The organism is Enterobacter kobei, assembly GCF_001729765.1.
Taxonomy (GTDB): Bacteria; Pseudomonadota; Gammaproteobacteria; order Enterobacterales; family Enterobacteriaceae; genus Enterobacter; species Enterobacter kobei.
In genome coordinates this window covers 4,840,148-4,861,120 of the sequence record NZ_CP017181.1, presented here as the reverse complement: position 1 = coordinate 4,861,120, position 20,973 = coordinate 4,840,148, and the positions used below count along the sequence as shown (strand labels likewise).

Annotated in this window: 20 protein-coding genes; 1 reads left to right on the top strand and 19 read right to left on the bottom strand. The window is 52.9% G+C overall.

Annotation, left to right across the window (positions count from 1 at the left end; all coding sequences use genetic code 11):
* Positions 1-14 precede the first annotated feature (14 nt).
* The 17 genes from BFV64_RS23520 to asnC all read right to left on the bottom strand — a co-directional run bounded on the left by BFV64_RS23520 (position 15) and on the right by asnC (position 16,708).
* A complete protein-coding gene (locus BFV64_RS23520) occupies positions 15-695 on the bottom strand; it encodes a fimbria/pilus periplasmic chaperone (RefSeq protein ID WP_023336494.1) in 681 nt (226 codons plus the stop codon).
* Between the two features lie 101 nt (positions 696-796).
* Positions 797-1,318 (bottom strand): fimbrial protein, encoded by a 522-nt coding sequence (locus BFV64_RS23515; RefSeq protein WP_063667051.1) that lies wholly within the window; start codon positions 1,316-1,318, stop codon positions 797-799.
* Positions 1,319-1,648: 330 nt separating this feature from the next.
* Positions 1,649-3,478 (bottom strand): glutamine--fructose-6-phosphate transaminase (isomerizing), encoded by a 1,830-nt coding sequence (gene glmS, locus BFV64_RS23510; RefSeq protein ID WP_045134505.1) that lies wholly within the window; start codon positions 3,476-3,478, stop codon positions 1,649-1,651.
* A 224-nt stretch (positions 3,479-3,702) separates the two neighbouring features.
* Positions 3,703-5,073, bottom strand: a complete 1,371-nt coding sequence (gene glmU, locus BFV64_RS23505) for a bifunctional UDP-N-acetylglucosamine diphosphorylase/glucosamine-1-phosphate N-acetyltransferase GlmU (protein WP_045134506.1) — start codon at positions 5,071-5,073, stop codon at positions 3,703-3,705.
* A 138-nt stretch (positions 5,074-5,211) separates the two neighbouring features.
* Positions 5,212-5,631 carry a F0F1 ATP synthase subunit epsilon gene (locus BFV64_RS23500; RefSeq protein WP_006177560.1) on the bottom strand — a complete coding sequence of 140 codons (420 nt, stop codon included), beginning with the start codon at positions 5,629-5,631 and terminating at the stop codon, positions 5,212-5,214.
* A gap of 20 nt (positions 5,632-5,651) precedes the next feature.
* Positions 5,652-7,034 (bottom strand): F0F1 ATP synthase subunit beta, encoded by a 1,383-nt coding sequence (gene atpD / locus BFV64_RS23495; RefSeq protein WP_003862362.1) that lies wholly within the window; start codon positions 7,032-7,034, stop codon positions 5,652-5,654.
* A 31-nt stretch (positions 7,035-7,065) separates the two neighbouring features.
* Complete coding sequence (gene atpG / locus BFV64_RS23490) at positions 7,066-7,929, bottom strand: F0F1 ATP synthase subunit gamma (RefSeq protein WP_014881884.1); 864 nt, start codon at positions 7,927-7,929, stop codon at positions 7,066-7,068.
* A gap of 51 nt (positions 7,930-7,980) precedes the next feature.
* The gene (gene atpA / locus BFV64_RS23485; RefSeq protein ID WP_003862367.1) at positions 7,981-9,522 is read right to left on the bottom strand and encodes a F0F1 ATP synthase subunit alpha; all 1,542 of its coding nucleotides are present in this window, start codon (positions 9,520-9,522) and stop codon (positions 7,981-7,983) included.
* Positions 9,523-9,534: 12 nt separating this feature from the next.
* Positions 9,535-10,068, bottom strand: coding sequence for a F0F1 ATP synthase subunit delta (gene atpH, locus BFV64_RS23480; RefSeq protein ID WP_008500192.1), 534 nt, complete (start codon positions 10,066-10,068; stop codon positions 9,535-9,537).
* Positions 10,069-10,082: 14 nt separating this feature from the next.
* Positions 10,083-10,553, bottom strand: coding sequence for a F0F1 ATP synthase subunit B (gene atpF / locus BFV64_RS23475; RefSeq protein WP_003862370.1), 471 nt, complete (start codon positions 10,551-10,553; stop codon positions 10,083-10,085).
* A gap of 48 nt (positions 10,554-10,601) precedes the next feature.
* A complete protein-coding gene (atpE, locus tag BFV64_RS23470; protein ID WP_000429386.1) occupies positions 10,602-10,841 on the bottom strand; it encodes a F0F1 ATP synthase subunit C in 240 nt (79 codons plus the stop codon).
* 49 nt (positions 10,842-10,890) lie between these two features.
* Positions 10,891-11,706 carry a F0F1 ATP synthase subunit A gene (atpB, locus tag BFV64_RS23465; RefSeq protein ID WP_014881883.1) on the bottom strand — a complete coding sequence of 272 codons (816 nt, stop codon included), beginning with the start codon at positions 11,704-11,706 and terminating at the stop codon, positions 10,891-10,893.
* A gap of 8 nt (positions 11,707-11,714) precedes the next feature.
* The gene (gene atpI, locus BFV64_RS23460) at positions 11,715-12,095 is read right to left on the bottom strand and encodes a F0F1 ATP synthase subunit I (RefSeq protein WP_008500194.1); all 381 of its coding nucleotides are present in this window, start codon (positions 12,093-12,095) and stop codon (positions 11,715-11,717) included.
* A 616-nt stretch (positions 12,096-12,711) separates the two neighbouring features.
* On the bottom strand, positions 12,712-13,338 hold the full coding sequence (gene rsmG / locus BFV64_RS23455; RefSeq protein WP_069602459.1) for a 16S rRNA (guanine(527)-N(7))-methyltransferase RsmG: 627 nt from the start codon (positions 13,336-13,338) through the stop codon (positions 12,712-12,714).
* A 107-nt stretch (positions 13,339-13,445) separates the two neighbouring features.
* A complete protein-coding gene (gene mnmG, locus BFV64_RS23450; RefSeq protein WP_008500196.1) occupies positions 13,446-15,335 on the bottom strand; it encodes a tRNA uridine-5-carboxymethylaminomethyl(34) synthesis enzyme MnmG in 1,890 nt (629 codons plus the stop codon).
* A 374-nt stretch (positions 15,336-15,709) separates the two neighbouring features.
* Positions 15,710-16,159 (bottom strand): FMN-binding protein MioC, encoded by a 450-nt coding sequence (gene mioC, locus BFV64_RS23445; protein ID WP_069602458.1) that lies wholly within the window; start codon positions 16,157-16,159, stop codon positions 15,710-15,712.
* 90 nt (positions 16,160-16,249) lie between these two features.
* Positions 16,250-16,708: a transcriptional regulator AsnC gene (gene asnC / locus BFV64_RS23440; RefSeq protein WP_014881879.1), complete on the bottom strand. Its 459-nt coding sequence runs from the start codon at positions 16,706-16,708 to the stop codon at positions 16,250-16,252.
* Between the two features lie 151 nt (positions 16,709-16,859).
* Here asnC and asnA point away from each other — a divergent pair, with 151 nt between their 5' ends.
* Positions 16,860-17,852: an aspartate--ammonia ligase gene (gene asnA, locus BFV64_RS23435; protein WP_023331652.1), complete on the top strand. Its 993-nt coding sequence runs from the start codon at positions 16,860-16,862 to the stop codon at positions 17,850-17,852.
* On the opposite strand, the gene viaA is transcribed toward asnA, so the two are convergent.
* Together viaA and ravA are read right to left on the bottom strand one after the other, a co-directional pair.
* Positions 17,853-19,304, bottom strand: coding sequence for an ATPase RavA stimulator ViaA (gene viaA / locus BFV64_RS23430; RefSeq protein ID WP_023331651.1), 1,452 nt, complete (start codon positions 19,302-19,304; stop codon positions 17,853-17,855).
* On the bottom strand, positions 19,298-20,794 hold the full coding sequence (gene ravA / locus BFV64_RS23425; protein ID WP_023331650.1) for an ATPase RavA: 1,497 nt from the start codon (positions 20,792-20,794) through the stop codon (positions 19,298-19,300). The genes viaA and ravA overlap by 7 nt, the downstream gene beginning before the upstream one ends.
* Positions 20,795-20,973 lie beyond the last annotated feature (179 nt).

Here is a 20,973-nt window from a genome sequence, read left to right as displayed (position 1 = left end):
CAACCCCGCCGCGGTTAAAGAGGTTGCTGAATAGCGTCGCTAATCGCGCCGTAATCATTAATACTGTGCCAGGTGAGCATGTTGCTCACGCCAGCAGGCAGCGCCAGCCGACGTGTCTCAAACGGCATTATCATCGCCAGGTCGAGCGGCTTGCCATCAATAGCCACGTCGATCACATTGACGTGAATGGCCGTCGGGTTGGTGACCACCAGCATGCTGCCCTGCCGTTGCCATTTCACTTTCAGAGCGGCTGTTTCAGGCGTTTCCTTAACACCCGCCGGACGCCAGAAGAGTTTAATGCGCGTTTTGATGGCAATTTCCAGCTTGCTGCTTTCTTCGGTTGTCGACGGGGGAATATTTTTAATATTCAGCCAAAACACAGACTCCCTGTCAGACGGTAATTCGCCCTGAGTTTTAATGATACGCAGGACACGCTCCTGGCCGGGTTCCAGCCGGGAGACGGGAGGAATAACCGTAAAGGGCGGCTGGTGCTTATCCGCATTGTTAAAAGGCTCAACCCATGCCTGAAGAAGGTAAGGCAGTGCCGTATCTTTATTTAAGACAGAGAGGGTGGTATCTGCTTTATTTCCAGGGAAGATAACGCGGGTGCCACCAATAACAATCCCGGCACTTGACGTCCCGGTAGCGAATGAGAAAAGAAGAGCAACAAATAAAATTATAAAACGCCTGCGCATATTATATCCTGTAACAGGCCTGGATAATTTCCGATAAAAGGGCGCAACAAACCCAACCTCACCAGGCCTGATTATTTTTTTACAGAAAGAGATTGAAGGAATTAATTACTGTATGTAATCGTAAATTCCGAATCCGCATTGGCAGTGCCCGCCGTTACGGTTGCAGACGTGGCGATATAGCGAGCCATAAATGGCAACGACGCCTTGCCGGATGAAATAGTGGCAGGCGTAGACTGATTGTAAAGCTTAAGCAGACTGTTATCGGCGCGGTTATAAATTGCAATCGCAACGCCACTCGCCCCGCCAGAAGACAGCTTCAGGTACCCGTCACCGTCTTCGGTGCCGTCAAAACGGGCGCTGGCTTTTTTGTAGGTATCCGGGCAGTTCAGCAGATCAATCTGGAATGCCTGAACCGACGCCATTGACCCCACGCCGGTAAACGTTAATTTATTCACTTTGCCTAAATCAACGGTCTGGTCTTTAGTACCGGTAGACACCTCACAGGTACTATCGATAATTTCGCCCGTGAAATGGACAGTACCATTGCCATTGGCCGCATGTGTCTGGGCACCGAAAAATAAAGAGGAAAGCACAACAATGCTCTTTAACGTATTTCCTTTCATTACAACACCATCCTGAATTATACATTGCAAAATACTATTTCCCTGATAAATACTTCAGGGCATACAAGCGAAGAGCATTAAACTCTTTAAAATAAAAAATAACAAGAAGAAATATTATTCTATTATTCTCGCCTGCCGAATATGGAATAGTTCAGGATGAAATGAGGTCTTAATATAATATTATATTTAAAAAAACAGGATTAATTCTACCAGGATTTATATATCTCTATTATTCCAGAATTATATTTTCAGAGTAAATTTATATTTACCGATCAAAAAATAGCCCCACAATCATAGATTTATGGGGCTATTTCACTTCAATATATAAAATTATTCAACCGTGACCGATTTCGCCAGGTTACGCGGCTGGTCAACGTCAGTGCCTTTGATCAGCGCCACGTGATAAGCCAACAGCTGCAGCGGAACAGTGTAGAAGATCGGTGCAATCACCTCTTCGACATGCGGCATTTCGATGATGTGCATATTGTCGCTGCTGGCAAAACCGGCATCTTTATCAGCGAAGACGTACAGGACACCGCCGCGAGCGCGCACTTCTTCGATGTTGGATTTCAGTTTTTCCAGCAGTTCGTTGTTTGGTGCAACAACGATGACCGGCATATCCGCATCAATCAGCGCCAGAGGGCCGTGTTTCAGCTCGCCTGCCGCATAAGCTTCAGCGTGAATGTAGGAGATCTCTTTCAGCTTCAGCGCGCCTTCCAGCGCGATCGGATACTGATCGCCACGGCCCAGGAACAGGGCGTGATGTTTGTCAGAGAAATCTTCCGCCAGCGCTTCAATACGTTTGTCCTGAGACAGCATCTGCTCAATACGGCTCGGCAGCGCCTGCAGCCCGTGAACGATGTCGTGCTCAACGGAAGCATCTTCACCTTTCAGGCGCGCCAGCTTCGCCACCAGCATCAGCAGAACCGTCAACTGAGTGGTAAACGCTTTAGTAGAGGCGACGCCAATTTCGGTGCCCGCTTTGGTCATCAACGCCAGATCGGACTCGCGCACCAGTGAAGAACCTGGAACGTTACAGATGGCCAGAGAGCCCAGGTAACCCAGCTCTTTAGAAAGACGCAGCGCTGCCAGGGTATCTGCCGTTTCACCGGACTGAGACAAGGTGATCATCAGGCTGTTGCGACGCACAGCGGATTTGCGATAGCGGAATTCAGACGCGATTTCCACGTCGCACGGCACACCCGCCAGGGATTCAAACCAGTAGCGAGAGACCATACCGGAGTTGTAGGAGGTGCCACAGGCGACGATCTGAATATGCTCAACCTTGCCGAGCAGTTCATTGGCATTGGCACCCAGTTCGCTCAGATCCACCTCGCCGTGGCTAATGCGCCCGGTTAGGGTGTTTTTGATCGCGTTTGGCTGCTCGTAAATCTCTTTCTGCATGTAATGACGGTACGCACCTTTATCGCCCGCATCGTACTGCAGATTCGATTCGATCTCCTGACGCTTAACCTGCTCGCCTTTGGTATCGAAGACGGTCACGCTGCGGCGAGTCACTTCCGCGATATCTCCCTCTTCCAGGAAGATAAAGCGGCGGGTCACTGGCAGAAGTGCCAGCTGATCGGAGGCGATGAAGTTTTCCCCCATCCCCAGACCGATAACCATTGGGCTACCGGAACGCGCGGCCAGCAGCGTGGACGAGTCGCGGGAATCCATGATTACCGTACCGTACGCACCGCGCAGCTGAGGAATAGCGCGCAGTACCGCTTCACGGAGCGTGCCGCCCTGTGCCAGCTCCCAGTGCACCAGGTGAGCAATCACTTCGGTGTCGGTTTCTGAGACAAAGGTATAACCGCGCGCTTTCAGTTCTTCTCGCAGGGGTTCGTGGTTTTCGATAATGCCGTTATGGACGACCACGATGTGTTCAGACACATGCGGGTGGGCGTTACCTTCGGATGGTTCACCGTGCGTCGCCCAGCGGGTGTGCGCAATACCCGTCCCGCCGTGCAGCGGATGTTCTTCCGCAGCCTGGGCCAGCATCTGCACTTTACCCAGGCGGCGCAGACGGGTCATATGACCTTCTGCATCTACGACAGCCAGACCGGCAGAGTCATAACCACGGTATTCCAGACGACGTAAACCTTCGAGAAGGATTTCAGCAATATCACGCTGCGCAACTGCGCCAACAATTCCACACATATTTTAGATTCCGAATTTAGGCATGATGCCTGCGTTGTCGCTGACCTGTATTTGCCCTTTCCGGGCACCCCGAGCCTTGTAGAGAGTGGGGTTATAGTTATGGGTACTGCTTGTGGGGGGAGATATATATTTATCTCCTCACCCGGATTTGCCTGATGACGGCTACGCCTTATCAGGCAAACTCAATGGTAGGGCGGGTAAGCGTAGCGCCACCCGCCTTGTTGTTACTTCTTCTTCACCGGGCGTTTCCAGCCCTGCTTGTGCACCTGCGGCACGCGGCTTAACACTAACTCGTTATCCGCCACGTCACGCGTCACGGTCGTCCCGGCGGCAATGGTCACGCCGTTACCTACGGTGACAGGCGCCACCAGCTGCGTGTCAGAACCCACAAACACGTCGTCGCCGATAATGGTTTTGAACTTGTTGGCACCGTCATAGTTACAGGTAATGGTTCCTGCACCAATATTCACGTTGTCGCCAATTTCTGCGTCACCCAGATAGGTCAGATGACCGGCTTTCGAGCCTTTCCCCAGACGCGCTTTTTTCATTTCCACGAAGTTGCCTACGTGAGCGCCTTCCAGCAGCTCAGCACCTGGACGCAGACGCGCAAACGGACCGATAGTACACGCCGCGTCCAGATGAGCATCTTCAACCACGCTGTACGGGCTAATTTCGCAGTCGTCACCGATGACGCTGTTTTTGATCACACAGCCGGCGCCAATTTTGACGCGGTTGCCAAGCTGAACGTTGCCTTCAAGGATAACGTTAGTATCAATCTCAACATCTCGCCCGTGCGACAAGGTCCCGCGCAGATCGAAACGCGCTGGATCGCGCAGCATTACGCCGGCCAGCAGCAGCTTTTCGGCCTGCTCAGACTGATAAATGCGCTCGAGACGAGAAAGCTGCAGACGGTTATTCACGCCGTCCGTTTCACTGATGCGCGCCGGATGAACGGCGGCAATTTCACGCCCTTCGTGGTACGCCATCGCAATGATATCGGTGATGTAGTACTCACCCTGCGCGTTGTTGTTATTGAGCTTCGACAGCCAGCGCTTCATATCTGCGCCATTGGCAATCAGGATACCGGTGTTGATCTCCTGAATCTGACGCTGTTCATCGCTGGCGTCTTTGTGTTCAACGATACCCGTTACGTGGCCGTTCTCACGCGTGATACGGCCATAGCCTGTTGGGTCGTCCAGCACGACGGTTAATAAACCGATGCCGCCCTGCGGCTTGGCTGCACGCAGGCGAGTCAGCGTCTCGACGGAGATCAGCGGGACGTCTCCGTAGAGCATCAGGATGTCTTCGTCATCGGCAAAGAAAGGGGCGGCCTGCTGCATTGCATGGCCAGTACCCAGTTGTTCAGCCTGGAGCACCCAGTTGAGCGCGTCATCGCTCAGCGCCTTTTTAAGCAGATCGCCACCGTGTCCATAAACCAGATGGACCTGGCGGGCCCCCAGTTCATTCGCTGCATCAATGACATGCTGCACCATTGGCTTTCCTGCCAGACGGTGAAGCACTTTAGGCAGATCGGAATACATGCGGGTACCTTTGCCAGCGGCAAGGATCACCACGCTCATCGCACTGTTTGACATACGCATCCTGACGGTAATTTAAGTGAGAAGTAAAAACGTTTGATGCTTAAAATTCTACATCTTTTTCATCATGAATTAAGGCACAAAAAAAAAGCCAGCCTGGTATACAGACTGGCTTTTGAGCTTTTCAAGCCGGTGTTACATCGCTTTTTTGGTCAACTCGATAACGCGCAGTTTCGCGATCGCTTTGGCCAGCTCCGCAGACGCCTGAGCGTAATCCACGTCACCATGAGAGCTGCTAATGTGCTCTTCAGCCTTACGCTTCGATTCCAGGGCTCGTGCTTCGTCGAGATCCTGGCCACGAATAGCGGTATCGGCCAGAACGGTCACACTGCCTGGCTGCACTTCAAGAATGCCGCCGGACAGATAGATAAACTCTTCATGACCGAACTGTTTAACGATGCGGATCATACCAGGCTTAATGGCGGTGAGCAGCGGTGCGTGACCCGGGAAAATACCCAGTTCACCTTCACTACCCGTTACCTGGATTTTCTCGACCAGACCAGAGAACATTTGTTGCTCTGCGCTGACGACATCCAGGTGGTAAGTCATTGCCATATCACCCTCCGATTAAGGCGTTAAAGTTTTTTGGCTTTTTCCACTGCTTCTTCGATGGAACCAACCATGTAGAACGCCTGCTCTGGCAGGTGATCGTATTCGCCTTCCATGATGCCTTTAAAGCCACGGATGGTGTCTTTCAGGGAAACGTATTTACCCGGAGAACCGGTGAATACTTCCGCAACGAAGAACGGCTGGGACAGGAAGCGCTGGATCTTACGCGCACGTGCTACCACCAGTTTGTCTTCTTCAGACAGCTCATCCATACCCAGGATGGCGATGATGTCTTTCAGTTCCTGGTAACGCTGCAGCAGGGACTGTACGCCACGCGCGGTGTCGTAGTGTTCCTGACCCACAACCAGTGGATCCAGCTGACGGCTGGTGGAGTCCAGCGGGTCAACGGCCGGGTAGATACCCAGAGACGCGATCTGACGGCTCAGTACCACGGTTGCATCTAAGTGCGCAAAGGTGGTGGCTGGTGATGGGTCAGTCAAGTCATCCGCAGGTACGTATACCGCCTGAACGGAGGTGATAGAACCGGTTTTGGTAGAGGTGATACGTTCCTGAAGAACACCCATCTCTTCCGCCAGCGTAGGCTGATAACCTACCGCTGAAGGCATACGACCCAGCAGTGCAGATACTTCAGTACCGGCCAGGGTGTAACGATAGATGTTATCAACGAACAGCAGAACGTCACGGCCTTCGTCACGGAACTTCTCAGCCATCGTCAGACCAGTCAGCGCAACGCGCAGACGGTTTCCTGGTGGCTCGTTCATCTGGCCGTAAACCAGGGATACTTTGTCCAGAACGTTAGAGTCGGTCATTTCGTGGTAGAAGTCGTTACCCTCACGAGTACGTTCACCTACGCCCGCAAACACAGAGTAACCGGAGTGCTCGATCGCGATGTTACGGATCAGCTCCATCATGTTTACGGTTTTACCTACACCCGCACCACCGAACAGACCAACTTTACCGCCCTTCGCAAACGGACACATCAGGTCGATAACTTTGATGCCGGTTTCCAGCAGTTCCTGAGAGCTTGACAGCTCTTCGTAGGAAGGTGCCGCGCGGTGGATAGCCCAACGCTCTTCTTCACCGATGTCGCCTTTCATGTCGATTGGCTGACCCAATACGTTCATGATACGACCCAGTGTTGCTTTACCTACAGGCACTTCGATCGGGTGCTCAAGGTCTTTCACTTCCAGACCACGACGCAGACCGTCGGAAGAACCCATCGCGATGGTACGCACGATACCGCCGCCGAGCTGCTGCTGAACTTCCAGCACCAGGCTCTCGTTACCATTCTGTACCTCAAGCGCGTCGTACACGCGTGGTACGGCGTCCTGAGGGAACTCGACGTCCACCACGGCGCCGATTACCTGGACAATCTTTCCAGTAGCCATCTTGAATCCTCTACGTAATTCGTAAACCTGGTTAAACCGCGGCGGCCCCCGAGACAATCTCGGTGAGTTCCTGAGTAATGCTGGCCTGACGAGCTTTGTTGTAAACCAACTGCAGCTCTTTAATCAGGCTGCCGCCATTATCGGTCGCGGCTTTCATCGCCACCATTCGTGCGGCCTGCTCGCTGGCCAGGTTTTCTACAACGCCCTGATAAACCTGAGATTCAACGTAACGACGCAGCAGGGTATCCAGCAGCGGTTTCGGATCGGGTTCATACAGGTAATCCCAGGCTTTCTGCTTCAACTCGTCATCTTCTGATGCCGGTAAAGGCAGCATCTGAGTGATCGTAGGCACCTGAGACATGGTGTTAATAAATTTGTTGCTGACAACGTACAGTCTGTCCAGACGGCCTTCATCATAGGCCTGCAACATCACTTTAACCGGGCCGATAAGTTCGGACAGGGACGGGTTATCACCCATACCGGTCACCTGAGCGACAATGTTGCCACCAACGGAGTTAAAGAAAGAGACGCCTTTAGAGCCAATCAGTGCCAGATCGCACTGAACGCCTTTATCGGACCAGCCTTTCATATCCGCCAGCAGTTTTTTGAACAGGTTAATGTTCAAGCCGCCACACAGACCACGGTCAGTCGACACCACCAGGTAGCCCACGCGCTTAACGTCGCGTTCTTCCAGGTAAGGGTGCTTGTATTCCAGATTACCGTTTGCAAGGTGACCAATCACTTTGCGCATGGTCTCTGCATAAGGACGGCTGGCCGCCATGCGATCCTGCGATTTACGCATTTTGGAAGCGGCGACCATCTCCATCGCTTTAGTGATCTTTTGCGTGTTCTGGACGCTTGCGATCTTACTACGTATCTCTTTTGCGCCGGCCATGAGCTTCTCCTCAATGCCAGGCGGCTTGTCCTGAGACAAGCCGCCGGACGATTACCAGGATTGGGTTGCTTTGAAGGAATCGAGGATAGCTTTCAGCTTGCCTTCGATTTCGTCGTTATAGCCACCGGTCTGGTTGATCTCTTGCATCAGCGGAGCGTGATCACGGTCGACGTAAGCCAGCAGAGCGGCTTCGAAGCTACCGATTTTCGCCAGTTCCACATCTTCGAGGTAACCGCGTTCAGCCGCGAACAGTACCAGGCCCTGCTGAGCAACAGACATTGGTGCGTACTGTTTCTGCTTCAGCAGCTCGGTCACTTTCTGACCGTGGCTCAGCTGTTTACGGGTTGCTTCGTCCAGATCGGATGCGAACTGAGAGAACGCAGCCAGTTCACGATACTGTGCCAGCGCGGTACGGATACCACCGGACAGTTTCTTGATGATCTTGGTCTGAGCAGCACCACCAACACGGGATACGGAGATACCCGGGTTAACCGCCGGACGAATACCGGAGTTAAACAGGTTGGTTTCCAGGAAGATCTGACCATCGGTAATGGAGATTACGTTGGTCGGAACGAACGCAGAAACGTCACCCGCCTGGGTTTCAATGATCGGCAGTGCGGTCAGAGAGCCCGTTTTACCCTTCACTTCACCTTTGGTGAAGTTCTCGACGTATTCCGCGTTAACGCGGGAAGCACGCTCCAGCAGACGAGAGTGGAGGTAGAATACGTCGCCCGGGAATGCTTCACGTCCTGGTGGACGACGGAGCAGCAGGGAAACCTGACGATAAGCAACAGCCTGTTTAGACAGGTCATCGTATACGATCAGTGCATCTTCACCGCGGTCACGGAAGTATTCGCCCATTGCGCAACCCGCGTATGGCGCCAGGTATTGCAGTGCAGCAGATTCAGAAGCGGTAGCCACAACCACGATGGTGTTAGACAGCGCGCCGTGCTCTTCCAGTTTACGAACCACGTTAGAAATGGTGGACGCTTTCTGGCCGATAGCCACGTACACACATTTGATGCCGGAGTCACGCTGGTTGATGATGGCGTCGATTGCCATCGCGGTTTTACCGGTCTGACGGTCACCGATGATCAGTTCACGCTGACCACGACCGATTGGGATCATGGCGTCAACAGACTTATAGCCTGTCTGAACAGGCTGATCGACGGACTGACGATCGATAACGCCTGGTGCGATAACTTCGATTGGAGAGAAGCCATCGTGCTCAACCGGACCTTTACCGTCGATTGGCGCACCCAGGGTGTTAACAACGCGGCCCAGCAGGCCACGGCCAACCGGCACTTCCAGAATACGGCCAGTACACTTAACCTTCATGCCTTCGGCGAGGTCAGCGTATGGACCCATCACAACCGCACCTACGGAGTCGCGCTCCAGGTTCAGTGCGATAGCGTAACGGTTACCCGGCAGGGAAATCATCTCACCCTGCATACAATCGGCCAGGCCGTGGATGCGGATAACACCGTCACTTACAGAAACAATAGTACCTTCATTGTGAGCTTCGCTCACAACATTGAACTGAGCAATGCGCTGCTTGATCAGTTCGCTGATTTCGGTGGAATTCAGTTGCATGCTCCAGTCCCCTTAAGACTGCAAGACGTCTGCAAGGCGTTCAAGACGGCCGCGTACGCTGCCATCAATGACCATATCACCCGAGCGGATGATTACGCCTGCCATTACAGACTTATCGATTTTGCAATTCAGCTTAACTTTGCGTGACAGACGTTTTTCCATCGCGGCGGTGATTTTCGCAAGCTGTTCATCACTCAGTTCAGTCGCTGAAGTCACTTCGACTTCAGCTGTTGCTTCACTAAGGGCACGTAAGTGCTCAAACTGCTCGAGAACATCCGGGAGCACACGGAGACGACCATTTTCTGCCATCACCTTAATCAGGTTCTGGCCGTTGGCATCCAGTTGCTCTCCGCACACGGCGATAAACGACGCGGCGAGAGTTTCAGGCGCTAACGCACCGGAAAGCAACTCGGCCATTTGTTCGTTTTTCGTCACCTCAGCGGCAAACGCCAGCATATTCTGCCAGCGATCGACATTTTGGTGTTCGATAGCAAAGTCAAAAGCTGCTTTGGCGTAGGGGCGAGCTACCGTAACAAATTCAGACATCAGCCCCTCCCTCCTTACAGTTCAGCGACAAGTTTGTCCACGATGTCGCTGTTAGCAGCTTCATCCACGGAACGTTCGATGATCTTCTCGGCGCCAGCAACAGCCAGAATCGCAACCTGCTTACGCAGTTCTTCACGAGCACGTTTACGCTCAGCTTCAATTTCAGCCTGAGCCTGTGTCACGATCTTAGTACGTTCCTGTTCTGCTTCAGCTTTGGCTTCGTCCAGGATCTGCGAACGGCGTTTGTTAGCCTGTTCGATGATGACCTGAGCTTCCGCTTTCGCTTTTTTCAGCTGGTCTGTCGCGTTGGCCTGTGCAAGGTCCAAATCTTTCTTAGCGCGTTCTGCAGAAGCCAGACCGTCAGCAATTTCTTTCTGACGTTTTTCGATGGCAGCCATTAAAGGCGGCCATACATACTTCATGCAGAACCAGACAAAGAGAATAAACGCGATGGCCTGGCCGAGGATTGTTGCGTTCATGTTCACAGCACAATACCTCTTAAATTTCTGTGGCTTGGGGTTTTAAAACAACTACTACGCGACAGCAAACATCACGTACAGACCCAGACCTACAGCGATCATTGGGATAGCATCCACCAGACCCATAACGATAAAGAACTGAGTACGCAGCAGAGGAATCAGATCAGGTTGACGCGCTGCGCCTTCCAGGAATTTGCCCCCGAGGATGCCGATACCGATCGCAGCACCGATAGCCGCCAGACCCATCATCACAGCGGCAGCCATGTACAGCAGATCCATATTCAGGTTTTCCATGACAGTCTCCAGTTTGTTTCAATTAAAACGTAGTAGTGTTGGTAAAAAATCAGTGCTCTTCAGACGCCATCGACAGATAGACGATCGTCAGAACCATGAAGATAAAGGCTTGCAGCGTAATGATCAGGATGTGGAAAATGGCCCATGGCACATTCAGAATCCACTGTGACCACCACGGCAGAAGACCCGCGATCAGAATGAAAATCAGCTCACCCGCATACATGTTGCCGAACAGTCGCAGACCCAGTGAAACAGGTTTGGACAGCAGGCTAACGCCTTCCAGGATCAGGTTGACCGGAATAAACGCCCAGTGGTTGAACGGCTGCAAGGTAAGCTCTTTCACAAAGCCGCTTACGCCTTTCATTTTGATGCTGTAGAAAAGAATCAGGATAAACACGCCCAGCGCCATCGACAGAGTGATGTTCACGTCCGCAGACGGTACAACACGCAGCGCAGGCAGGCCGAAGATGTGCTCGCCGATGAACGGCAGCAGGTCAATTGGCAGCAGGTCCATCAGGTTCATCAGGAAGACCCAAACGAACACGGTCAAGGCCAGCGGAGCAATCAGCTTGCTCTTACCATGGTACATGTCTTTCACGCTGCCATGGACGAAGCCGATGATCATTTCAACGAATGTCTGGAATTTCCCTGGAACACCGCTGGTCGCCTTTTTAGCAACGCTGCGGAACATGGCCAGGAACAGAAGACCCAATACCACCGAGAAGAACATGGAGTCGATGTTGATCGTCCAGAAGGTGGCCGGGGGGTTATGCGGATCCACCAGCGAGAATGTACGCAGGTCCAGCTGAAGGTTATTCAGATGGTGACCTATGTAATCCTGCGGCGTCATATTTTCTGAAGCCATGATGCCTTTTACCCTTTGTTATTGATTACAGCTGGAGCCAGAACTTGTACCACCAGCACCAAAACCCACGTTGCTATCAGCGGCATGAAGACCACTTTCAAAACCGCCAGCGCCATCACCAGTAGAGCAAAGGTCAGCAACACCTTACACACTTCGCCAAGAGCGAAGGACCAGGCCACGCGGCCTTTGGCGGGTGTATGCGCCTGATGACGCCAGGCAAAAATCATAAATAACACGTTTGGCAGCACAACTGCCAAACCCCCGCACACGGCGGAGATGCCCCAGAAGGGGTCTTTGAGGCTAAACAGCAGTCCACTTGCTATCACAGCCAGAAACTGAATGAACAGAAGCTTACGAGCAACGTTTCTACTCAAGAGCGACACAGACATCACGTTTTTACTCCTGCTCCCTTCGAGGTATGCCGCGTGTCGTATAAAACGTCCTTTAAGGCTCAGAGTCAAGCATCAAAAAGCGGACAAATTATACGGTGCGTACCCGTGATTTCAAACATTAAGTAGCGAAAAGGTGAATAAATGTTTAAATATTTTTCCCCACCGCTATTTTTCAACTTTCGCTGAAAGCATCGACCTTCGAGCAAAACTGCAAACAGCGCGAAAACGTTGACTACAAAGCGTGCACGAGATCACAAAACACACATTTGCGATAAGGTTGTATTTATCAAAGCCGTAAATCGCACAGGAGTATCTTTCTGAAATCAAAGATAAAATATCGCAACTATTTTCAAAACAGCCCCGTACACAATAAAAACCTTTTATTGACATTCTTAATAAATAATTAACATCACACTCTGATTACAGTCATCCACTTTTAGCAGACTGATATTTTCATAGTTGACTATCTTCACGGTGAATAATAGGCGCAACGTTAACCATAAGAAAAACCATGGTAAAAAAGAGGTTAAATGCTAACGGGTAAATCCATGTGAGTTGTGCTGTTTTTTAACATCACCAGAACAGCACAAATTCCACATTTTTTATTAATTTTTTAAAAATTGTTTGGCTTAATTATCACCAGATGACGTTCACCGTCGAGCTGAGAAATGTTTAATTTCTCGATGGATTCAACGGCAAAACCGTCCGGAAGCTGTTCAATTTCATCACCCGGCAGTTGCCCTTTCAGCGCATAGAAACGCCCTTTCTCTTCTGCGGGCAAATGTTTACACCAGCTCACCATGTCATTGAGTGAAGCAAAGGCGCGGCTGATAACACCGTCAAACGGCGGTTCTGCCGGAAACGCCTCTACCCTGCTTTGAACGGGCGTGATGTTCTCAAGCTTCAGCTCATGCTGAACCTGTCGTAAAAAGCGCACGCGCTTACCGAGGCTGTCCAGCAGCGTGAAATGACTTTCCGGCCGGACAATCGACAGCGGAACCCCTGGCAGACCGGGCCCCGTGCCAACGTCGATAAAACGCTCACCCTTCAGATACGGTGCAACAACGATGCTATCGAGAATATGGCGTACCAGCATCTCGTTGGGGTCGCGTACCGACGTCAGGTTGTACGCTTTGTTCCATTTGTTCAGCATATCGACATAGGCCACCAGCTGGTTTTTCTGGTGATCGGTGAGCGAAATACCTGCCTGATCCAGCAGACGAGAGAGTTTGTTGAGCACGGTGAATACCTGTTGGAAAACTTAGGTGGCGGGTGGCGCTTCGTTTACCCGCCCTACGGGTTCAGTAGGCCCGGTAAGCGCATCGCCACCGGGCAATGTTCTGGGCATTACGCGCTGCGGCGCAGCATACCCTGTTTCTTCAACCACACCAGCAGAATCGAAATCGCGGCGGGCGTAACGCCAGAGATACGTGATGCCTGGCCGATGGATACCGGTTTATGATCGTTCAGCTTAGCGATCACTTCGTTGGAAAGCCCCGTCACCTGACGGTAGTCCAGCATTTCCGGCAGCAACGTGTTTTCGTTACGCTGCTGTTTTTCAATCTCATCCTGTTGGCGCGCGATATAGCCTTCGTACTTCACCTGAATTTCGACCTGTTCAGCGGCTTCGGCATCTTCAAGACCCGGGGCGAACGCGGTGAGTTTCACCAGATTCTCATAGGTCACTTCCGGACGACGCAGCAGATCTTCACCGCTGGCTTCACGTGAGAGCGGCGCAGTTAAGTGAGCGTTCACTTCGGCAGCGGTTTCCGCCTGTGGATTAACCCACGTGGTTTTCAGACGCTGACGTTCCTGTTCAATGCGCTCCAGCTTCTCGTTAAAGCGTGCCCAGCGTTCGTCATCGACCAGACCCAGCTCGCGGCCCATTTCAGTCAGACGCAGGTCGGCGTTATCTTCGCGCAGCATCAGGCGATATTCCGCACGAGAGGTAAACATACGGTACGGTTCTTTAGTGCCCAGGGTGCAGAGATCGTCAACCAGTACGCCCAGATAGGCCTGAGAACGCGCCGGGGCCCAGCCCTCTTTTTCGGCAGAGAAACGGGCAGCGTTCAGACCGGCCAGCAGACCCTGTGCAGCCGCTTCTTCGTAACCGGTGGTGCCGTTAATCTGGCCCGCGAAGAACAGACCGTGGATGAATTTGCTCTCCAGGGTTGGCTTCAGGTCACGCGGGTCGAAGAAATCGTACTCAATAGCGTAGCCAGGGCGAACGATTTTCGCATTCTCCATGCCCTGCATTGAGCGAACAATCTGCATCTGCACATCGAACGGCAGGCTGGTGGAGATACCGTTCGGATAAATTTCGTTTGAGGTTAGCCCTTCCGGCTCCAGGAAGATCTGGTGCTGGTTACGATCGGCAAAGCGCATCACTTTGTCTTCGATCGACGGGCAGTAACGCGGACCGATCCCTTCGATCACACCGGCGTACATTGGGCTGCGATCGAGGTTATTGCGGATCACGTCATGGGTTTTTTCGTTGGTATGCGTGATGTAGCACGGTACCTGCTGCGGATGTTGCGCCGCATTGCCCATGAACGAGAAGACCGGCATCGGGTTATCACCGTGCTGTTGCGCAAGCACGCTGAAATCAATGGTGCGCGCGTCAATACGCGGCGGTGTGCCAGTCTTCAGGCGGCTTACGCGCAGTGGCAGTTCACGCAGACGACGAGAGAGCGGAATGGATGGCGGATCGCCTGCACGGCCACCGCTGTAGTTATCCAGACCAATATGAATTTTCCCGTCCAGGAAGGTGCCGACGGTCAGTACCACCGCTTTGGCGCGGAATTTAAGGCCCATCTGGGTCACAGCACCCACGACGCGATCGTTCTCAACGATAAGATCTTCTACCGCCTGCTGGAAGATCATCAGGTTTGGCTGATTCTCCAGCGCGGTACGTACGGCCTGACGATAAAGCACGCGGTCTGCCTGTGCACGAGTGGCACGCACTGCCGGCCCTTTACTCGCGTTTAGTATCCTAAACTGGATGCCTGCATGATCGATCGCTTTCGCCATCAGGCCGCCAAGCGCATCCACTTCTTTTACCAGGTGTCCTTTCCCAATGCCGCCAATCGCCGGATTACAGGACATTTGTCCCAGCGTGTCGATATTGTGTGTCAAAAGCAGGGTCTGTTGACCCATACGCGCTGCGGCCATTGCGGCCTCAGTGCCTGCGTGACCCCCGCCAATGATGATGACGTCAAAAGGATCCTGATAAAACATGGTGGTCTGCCTCGCGTAAAGCGGTATGAAAATGGATTGAAGCCCGGGCCGTGGATTCTACTCAACTTTAGTCTTTCGAGAAAGCATTGGGATCCTGGGCTATTAAAAAGAAGATCTTTTTATTTAGAGATCTGTTCTATTGTGATCTCTTATTAGGATCGCGTACTTGTGTGGATAAGTCCGATCCGGCAAATAAGATCATGCAGTTAGGAAGGATCGTTTGCTGTGAATGATCGGTGATCCTGGACCGTATAAGCTGGGATCAGATCGCGACTTTATACACAGGCTAAAAACGATACAACAGTTGTTCTTTGGATAACTACGGGTTAATACGAGCTTTTAACCAGAGTTATCCACATCTGATCGCGCGATCTTTAATCGTTTTTGAGTGAATTTTTCCATTCACCCAACCAGATCTCGGCCGGATCCTCCGGAATATCATGATCGAGGATGTTGATCTTGAGTGTTTCACCCAGCTGTTTTGCTCCGCAAGAGGTGATAACAGCTTCGACTTTCTCTATTGCCCCGCAAAAGGTGTCATATTCACGACTGCCGATCCCCACAGCGCCAAAACGGACCTTTGAGAGGTCAGGCTGCTGTTCCTGCAGTTCGTCATATAAAGGTTGCAGGTTATCCGGCAGATCGCCCGCGCCATGCGTGGAGGTGATCAGCAGCCAGACCCCGTCAGTCGGGAGATCTTCAAGCAGCGGTCCGTGCAGGGTTTGTGTTGAAAAGCCCGCATCTTCCAGCTTCTCAGCCAAATGTTCCGCTACATATTCCGCACCACCGAGGGTGCTGCCGCTGATAAGGGTAATGTCCGCCATTGATCGCTCGCTCAGATAAAGAGGGAGATATTGTACGCTGTGAACGAGCTGGGATCTACCTGTGGAAAATGTGGGAATGAATTTGCCCGATCATGGGCGGATGGTACGCATGATCGGGTTTTGCAGGGAGATCAGTGTCTCGGTGGACTGAATTTCATCAATTGTTTGGATCTTGTTGATAAGTACCTGCTGGAGGGCATCGATGGATCGGCACATCACTTTTATAAAGATGCTGTAGTGCCCCGTGGTGTAGTACGCCTCGGTGACCTCATCCAGCGCATTGAGCCTGGCCAGGGCGGAAGGATAGTCTTTTGCGCTTTTAAGAATGATGCCGATAAAGCAGCAGACGTCGTAACCCAGCTGCTTCGGGCTGACGTCAATGCGCGCGCCGGTAATGATCCCCGCCTGCTTCATTTTCTCTACGCGAACGTGAATGGTTCCCGGGCTGACACCAAACTGTTTCGCCAGTTCGGCGTAGGCGGTACGGGCATTGGCCATTAACGCCTCGAGGATGCCGCGGTCGAGATTGTCGATCTGATAATTTTCCATAGCTTTTTCTTATGAAGATTGATGATTCTTTCTATTCTAGCGTCATATTTTATCGATTCAAAAGTGAAGTCGGCTTTTTGTTGTTGAGTTATTGAATTAAGTGCCGGTTCTGTTGCTTAATCATTACCAACAGGACGCAGGAGTATAAATAATGAAAACCGCTTACATCGCAAAACAACGCCAGATCAGTTTCGTTAAATCCCATTTTTCCCGCCAGCTGGAAGAGAAGCTTGGGCTGATTGAGGTTCAGGCACCAATTCTGAGCCGGGTGGGCGACGGGACGCAGGATAACTTGTCTGGATGCGAAAAAGCGGTACAGGTGAAAGTGAAAACACTGCCAGATGCCCAGTTCGAAGTGGTTCATTCCCTGGCGAAGTGGAAGCGTCAAACCCTGGGACAACACGACTTCAGCGCGGGCGAAGGGCTTTACACGCACATGAAAGCCCTTCGCCCCGATGAAGACCGCCTCTCACCTATTCACTCTGTTTACGTTGACCAGTGGGACTGGGAGCGCGTGATGGGTGATGGCGAGCGTCACCTCGGCACGCTGAAATCCACCGTTGAGGCGATCTACGCCGGGATCAAAGCGACTGAAGCGGCCGTGAGCAAAGAGTTTGGTCTGGCACCGTTCCTGCCAGACACGATCCACTTTGTTCATAGCCAGGCACTGTTGAGCCGTTTCCCGGATCTTGATGCCAAAGGCCGTGAACGTGCGATCGCGAAAGAGTTGGGTGCAGTATTCCTGATCGGCATTGGCGGCAAACTCTCTGATGGCAAACGCCACGACGTCCGTGCGCCGGATTATGATGACTGGAGCACCGCGGGCGAGCACGACTATGCCGGGCTGAACGGCGATATCCTGGTCTGGAACCCGGTACTGGAAGATGCATTTGAGCTCTCCTCTATGGGGATCCGCGTGGATGCCGACGCGCTGAAACGCCAGCTGGCGGTGACCGGTGACGAAGATCGTCTCAAATTAGAGTGGCACCAGGCGTTGCTGCGCGGCGAAATGCCGCAGACCATCGGGGGAGGGATCGGCCAGTCCCGTCTGACCATGCTGCTGCTGCAACTGCCGCATATTGGTCAGGTACAGTGTGGCGTCTGGCCGCAGCAGGTGCGTGACAGCGTGGGATCTCTTCTTTAATTAACGCTGCCAGCGTCTGAGCAGACGGCTACGCAACCCGGTATCAAAGCGCCAGATATGATCGAAGATGCGCATGATGCCGGGTTTTCCATGAGCGGACATCGCGACGGCGTGAAAACGGTGCTGATGTACCCGCTGTAACTCCTTCACTTTATTAACCACATCATCCGGCAGTCGCTGGGCGATAAAATCGGAAATGACGACCGCATCGGCGTCGTACCAGTCACCCCCCTGCATCCGCTCAACGATGCTGCGAAAGCAGCTGGCCAGGTCAGTGCCCCCGCGAAAACGCTGGCTTAAAAAACGGATTGCCTGCTCTATTCCCTGCTGGTTCGTCAGCTCATAACCCACGACTTCGCTGGAGAAGAGCATGATGAAGCAGCGACGGCGGTCGGCGAGCGCCACGCGCATCAGTGCCAGGCAAAACGCTTTTGCACACTGTTCGTTAAATCCGCCCATCGAACCGGACGTATCCACACAAACAATAAACGGCCCGCGCGGCTGTTCATCAAAATCCTGATGGACGACCGGACGCTGGCTAAGTTTCTCGCGCCACGCTTCGCCGTGCAGCCGGTAGGTAAGAAGCTGTTTTTCCACCAGCCGACGGTAGAACTCATACTCCAGCTCGGTCATTCCCAGCGTGCTCAGTTCGGTGGGCAGCAGGCGCAGAATGTCATCGCTCTGCTGGAGCCCGTCGACCTGTTCTGGCACGGTTGCCGGTTCACGCACCAGGGTGCGGAAGGTTTCCATCGGGGCATCCTTCTTTGGAACTGATTTTGCCTCCCTTGAGCGCCCCAGCTGTTCAGCAAGCTTCATCAATTCCGGCTGCTGCGCCAGAAAATCGCCGTATTTGACGATCAACTGGTAATCTCCGCGTTTGAGCTGACCGGCACTCATGTCCCAGAGACGTCCTGCGGCGTTTTCATTTTCCACCAGCACCTGCTCAAGCTGACCGCTTAAGGTCATGCGTTCCTGAACTTCACTGAGCAGCTGTTCACGTTCTTCATCCAGCAACTGCTGGTTTAACGTTGTGGCCTGAACCACCAGACTGAGGCGCCAGCGTTGTAAAAAGAGAGTATGCAGTGCGGGGGTAAAGGTGGCGTTATCCGTGACCAGCGCCCGGGCCTGGCTGGCAAACGGAGAGTGGACGTTATCGAGTACTGCCAGGGTTTGTGGGAGCTGGACGATAAACTGCGTCGTGGAGAGCCGTTGACACTGTTGATAGGCCGCGACTTCCTCCGTCAGTTCCGGCGGAACTTCAGTCTCTTTGAATCGCTGTCGCAGATTATCTCGCCAGCGCGGAAGATCGTCGGTCATCGCCTTTTTGAGCTTCGGGAATTTTTCAAAAAACGCCGCCAGCTGTGGCGACGCCAGAAGGGTAATCACCACCTCCTCGATCAACCCTTCCTCGCTGACCGCCAGCATCACGTTGAGCGTGTCCAGCGTTAGCATTGACGCGCCTGTTTGATCTGCGCGCTGACATCCTGCAGGCTGGCTTCGATGCGACCTAACCAGTCGCTATGAATAAAGAGGCATTTTTGCTGCTCGCTAAAGCGGGTGTGCTGCTGGTGCCATTCGGTATCCAGGGCGTCCAACTGCTGTTTGATCTCTTCCGGCACGCTGTCAGAAGCGGTGCCAGGAAGCGCAAGACGCGAGCCCTGCAGGCTGACGTCGCGGATTACCAGGTGCTGGCTGCTGTCTACTTCCATCGTGAGCGGCTGCGCGAAACCGATGCCGTTGAGTTTTCCGCGGATCTCACCGCCTTTGTCGAGCCACTGAGACAGCGCCTCGCGCTCAACCGTAATGTGTACCACCTGCATATCATGCAGTTTGAGCGGCTGCTGGAGCAGCAGCGTTAGCGTCGTACCGGTCAGATCGGCGGGGAGTTCGTAATGCGGTTTGCGGGCGAACATACCGCCCAGACGATTGACTTTCAGCGCCGTTTTATCACTTTGCTGCTGTTGGAGCTGGATGCGGCGTTGAGTAATCGCCCCCAGCTGGTTGAGCATCGCCTGCTGCCCCCATGCGTGTCCGGTCATCAATACGTCCAGCTGCTGCTGCATCAGGTTCATGCCTTCTGCGTCGTGCCAGAGGCAGTCTTTCAGCAGGATCAGATCGATGGGCGCTACGGCATCACGACCGCTGAACAGGGCGCTTGCCTGGAGCAGACGAATCGCCTTTTTCCAGCGACGGTCCGAGACATACGGTGCGGAAGGAAGTAAATCAAGCTGCTGGCGCAGCATGAAGATCAGTTCAAAAACGGCATCGGGCAGTTTGATTTTGCCGATCTCTTCCTGCCACTGGTAATACTCCTCGTCCGTCACCTGCAAAGAAGCCGCCACCGGGTTTTCGTTCTCATCCTGCTGGCTGACCAGCATAGAGCGGAAGTTTGACTTGTCCTGGACTTTATCGAGCCACAGGCGGATCAGCATACGGTCATACAGCGCTTCCAGGCTGCTGTCGGCTTCGGGCAGTTCGTTTGACGCGGCCACCAGCAGACGCATGGGGATTTTCTCTTCGCTGGCCCCGTTGCGAAACCGGCGTTCGTTAATCGCCGTGAGCAGGGTGTTCAGGATTGCCGGGCCGGCTTTCCAGATCTCATCGAGAAAGACAATTTCTGCTTCCGGAAGATAACCCGCCGTCAGACGCTCATAACGCCCCTCGTCTTTGAGGGCCTGAATAGAGAGCGGACCGAAAACCTCTTCGGGGGTGGAGAAGCGCGTCATGAGATATTCAAAGGCGCGAGCATTCTGAAAAGCGAACTTCAGGCGGCGTGCGATCAGGCTTTTGGCAATGCCCGGCGGACCCAGCAGAAACACGCTTTCACCGCTCAACGCTGCCAGTAAGCAAAGGCGAATGGCGTGGCTACGCTCGAAAAGGCCTTTCTCTAGCGCACTGCTGAGGCGGGAAATTCTTTCTGCTAATAAATGTGAGTGAGCCATAATAGTTTTGCATCCTTTCGCCGTCGTGGCGGCCAATTGAAGCGAGTATAGACGTTTCAGTCAGAGCTGGTAATAGGCTGAAGTGCGGCGCAATTTTCTTTGCGCTACATTAATGCGGTTGCATTTAGGGGTTCGATTTTGCAACGAATCGTGCATACTGTGCGCTTTTTGTGGGCCAA

Coding starts and splice junctions, on each gene's coding strand:
- BFV64_RS23520 (WP_023336494.1), bottom strand. CDS start 695: ATGCGCAGGCGTTTTATAATTTTATTTGTTGCTCTTCTTTTCTCATTC.
- BFV64_RS23515 (WP_063667051.1), bottom strand. CDS start 1,318: ATGAAAGGAAATACGTTAAAGAGCATTGTTGTGCTTTCCTCTTTATTT.
- glmS (WP_045134505.1), bottom strand. CDS start 3,478: ATGTGTGGAATTGTTGGCGCAGTTGCGCAGCGTGATATTGCTGAAATC.
- glmU (WP_045134506.1), bottom strand. CDS start 5,073: ATGTCAAACAGTGCGATGAGCGTGGTGATCCTTGCCGCTGGCAAAGGT.
- BFV64_RS23500 (WP_006177560.1), bottom strand. CDS start 5,631: ATGGCAATGACTTACCACCTGGATGTCGTCAGCGCAGAGCAACAAATG.
- atpD (WP_003862362.1), bottom strand. CDS start 7,034: ATGGCTACTGGAAAGATTGTCCAGGTAATCGGCGCCGTGGTGGACGTC.
- atpG (WP_014881884.1), bottom strand. CDS start 7,929: ATGGCCGGCGCAAAAGAGATACGTAGTAAGATCGCAAGCGTCCAGAAC.
- atpA (WP_003862367.1), bottom strand. CDS start 9,522: ATGCAACTGAATTCCACCGAAATCAGCGAACTGATCAAGCAGCGCATT.
- atpH (WP_008500192.1), bottom strand. CDS start 10,068: ATGTCTGAATTTGTTACGGTAGCTCGCCCCTACGCCAAAGCAGCTTTT.
- atpE (WP_000429386.1), bottom strand. CDS start 10,841: ATGGAAAACCTGAATATGGATCTGCTGTACATGGCTGCCGCTGTGATG.
- atpB (WP_014881883.1), bottom strand. CDS start 11,706: ATGGCTTCAGAAAATATGACGCCGCAGGATTACATAGGTCACCATCTG.
- atpI (WP_008500194.1), bottom strand. CDS start 12,095: ATGTCTGTGTCGCTCTTGAGTAGAAACGTTGCTCGTAAGCTTCTGTTC.
- mnmG (WP_008500196.1), bottom strand. CDS start 15,335: ATGTTTTATCAGGATCCTTTTGACGTCATCATCATTGGCGGGGGTCAC.
- mioC (WP_069602458.1), bottom strand. CDS start 16,159: ATGGCGGACATTACCCTTATCAGCGGCAGCACCCTCGGTGGTGCGGAA.
- asnC (WP_014881879.1), bottom strand. CDS start 16,708: ATGGAAAATTATCAGATCGACAATCTCGACCGCGGCATCCTCGAGGCG.
- asnA (WP_023331652.1), top strand. CDS start 16,860: ATGAAAACCGCTTACATCGCAAAACAACGCCAGATCAGTTTCGTTAAA.
- viaA (WP_023331651.1), bottom strand. CDS start 19,304: ATGCTAACGCTGGACACGCTCAACGTGATGCTGGCGGTCAGCGAGGAA.
- ravA (WP_023331650.1), bottom strand. CDS start 20,794: ATGGCTCACTCACATTTATTAGCAGAAAGAATTTCCCGCCTCAGCAGT.